We start from the raw sequence: 2,616 nt of genomic DNA, 5'->3' as shown, positions 1-2,616 counted from the left end.
CACATAGGATGTGCGACTGATATACGAAAAAAATCAAATGAAAATATCATCGTATATGCTCATGAATTTGATAAGCCGTATATTGAAGGGAAACTTCCGCTTATTAAAACGAATGCGAGTCGAATGAGTAACGAAGAACTAGCAGCTATACCTGATGAAATAAAATCTTTTTATAAAAACCCTCCAAAAGTTGACGTAGATATAGTATTAAAAGGGAGTCAAATGCTCCCATACTGTGAAGGCATTGAACCGATTTTTACCCCTGGACATACGCCTGGGCATGTAAGTTTTTATTTAAGAAAATCAAAAACACTGGTTGCTGGAGATGCTTTAGTGTTGGCAAATGGACGATTAATGGGACCTGTTAAACAAACGACCTTAAATATGGACCAAGCAGTTCAATCACTCGAAAAATTCTTACACTACGACATTGAGCATGTTATTTGTTACCATGGAGGTTATTTTCAAGGCTGTCCGAAAGAAGCAATTTTAAGGATAAAAGAACACATTGCACAGGGAGAAAGTTAAGGGGAAATGAACTTGGTTTTTGCTAGAAGAAGGAAGGGAAAATAGAAACCAAAGGGGATGTATAAAATGTTTACACCAACTATCAGTGTCCGAAAAATAAATGATAATCTCATTATAAAATGGCAGCTTTCACACTTTACGATTCCGTTAGAAGACATTCTTGAAGTAACGGAAGATGACACGTACGGAGGCAAAGAAGTAAACGCCATTCGAATTGGCCCTCCGTACGGAACGACTGACCGCATCTTTATAAAAACGGCCAATAAAAACTATCTGTTATTTACCTCAAACGCACCTGCTATATTAAACGAAATAAATTCATAACGATTATTACTAAATACGAGATTTATAGGAGAGAAAAAATTGAAGATTAGCCGTACTTTCGATACTGGTAAAATTGCCAAGCTTAATCAGTCTGTTCATCAACTTCATGTAGAATTATACCCCGAGCGCTTTCAAATATATGATTTTCAGAAGATACATGAATTTTTTAAGAAAGTGATGAAAGACGATAGATTTATCTTTCTTTTAGGAGAAGACGAAGGTCAGCATGTGGGATTCGCTTGGCTGGAAATAAAGCAGTATTCAGAGACCGTGTTTAAAAAGACTTACAAGTCAATTTATGTTCATCAAATAAACATCGCAGAACCCTATAAAAACAAAGGGTTTGGTTCGAGTTTGATGAAAGAAATTTATAGCATTGCTCGTACAAACGACATCAATACAATTGAGTTAGATTATTGGAATGATAATACGATTGCCGAAAGCTTTTACGAAAAAGAAGGATTTGTTACGTATAGAAAAATGGCTTATAAAGAACTTTAAAGAGAGCATTTACTTGCTCTCTTTTTTATATCTAAGAAGCCATTTTTTTCATTTTAATTACTTAATAAAATAAAGTACGCGATMTGAGAACTTAACTCTTGAAAAATTTTTGTTTTACATTTATACTTACATTCTTGTTCGCGTAATGCGACAACTTACTTTATATTCAACTAGGAGGTATACAGATAGTATGGAAAATTTCATTTATCATAATCCCACAAAATTAATCTTCGGAAAAGATCAGCTTCAAGCATTATCAGAAGAACTCCCGAAATATGGAAAAAATATTTTGCTTGTATACGGCGGAGGAAGCATTAAGAAAAATGGTTTATACGATCAAATTCTTACGCTGTTAAAAGAGTTAAACGTAAATATACATGAGTTAGCGGGCGTAGAGCCAAATCCTCGACTATCTACGGTACGAAAAGGAATTGAAATTTGCCGAAATGAAAACATTGACTTCATGTTAGCAGTCGGCGGAGGAAGCGTTATTGACTGCACAAAAGCAATCGCTGCCGGAGCTGAGTATGAAGGAGACGTCTGGGATATTATTAACAAAAAAGTAACGGCTACAAAAGCACTGCCGTTTGGAACGGTATTAACATTGGCAGCAACAGGTTCTGAAATGAATCCTGATTCTGTTATTACGAATTGGGAAACAAATGAAAAATATGTTTGGGGAAGTGCCGTTACGCATCCTGTATTTTCTATACTAGATCCTGTGAACACGATGTCTGTTCCTAGAGATCAAACTATCTACGGCATGGTAGACATGATGAGCCATGTATTTGAACAATATTTCCATAATGTGAAAAACACGCCTTTACAAGATCGCATGTGCTATTCCGTTTTACAAACAGTAATTGAAACAGCACCAAGATTGCTAGAAGATCTGCAAAGCTACGAGCACCGCGAAACGATTTTATATTCCGGAACAATCGCATTAAACGGAACACTTCAAATGGGCTACTTTGGCGATTGGGCTTCACATACAATTGAACACGCGGTATCAGCGGTATATGACATTCCTCATGCAGGCGGTTTAGCAATCCTATTCCCAAATTGGATGCGACACGTTGTAGATCAAGATGTAACTCGTATGAAGCGTGTAATGACAAGCATGTTCGATATTGAAACTGTAGGTAAAGGCGACAAAGAAATCGCATTAGAAGGAATCGATAAGCTAAGCGCTTTTTGGTCAAGCCTTGGTGCACCTTCTCGCTTATCAGATTACGATATCGGAGAAGAGCGACTAGACGAAAT

At 36.6% G+C, this 2,616-nt stretch carries 4 protein-coding genes; all 4 read left to right on the top strand.

Annotated features, from left to right (window positions below):
• The coding region (locus AC1DRF_RS22550) for an MBL fold metallo-hydrolase (protein ID WP_477741739.1) at positions 1-528 on the top strand (528 nt) is incomplete at its 5' end.
• A 66-nt stretch (positions 529-594) separates the two neighbouring features.
• Positions 595-852, top strand: a complete 258-nt coding sequence (locus AC1DRF_RS22545; RefSeq protein WP_427076536.1) for a SunI/YnzG family protein — start codon at positions 595-597, stop codon at positions 850-852.
• Between the two features lie 39 nt (positions 853-891).
• Complete coding sequence (locus tag AC1DRF_RS22540; protein ID WP_427076535.1) at positions 892-1,353, top strand: GNAT family N-acetyltransferase; 462 nt, start codon at positions 892-894, stop codon at positions 1,351-1,353.
• 190 nt (positions 1,354-1,543) lie between these two features.
• Positions 1,544-2,616 (top strand): iron-containing alcohol dehydrogenase (locus AC1DRF_RS22535; RefSeq protein ID WP_477741738.1); only part of this gene is annotated, 1,073 nt, incomplete at its 3' end.

It is taken from the genome of Priestia sp. P5_B4 (genome assembly GCF_056400385.1).
The sequence above is the reverse complement of the archived record's forward strand: the minus strand, read 5'-3'. Positions and strand labels throughout refer to the sequence as shown.

Bases quoted from the DNA above. Each gene is read 5' to 3' on its own strand.
- AC1DRF_RS22545 (WP_427076536.1), top strand. From the start codon at position 595: ATGTTTACACCAACTATCAGTGTCCGAAAAATAAATGATAATCTCATT.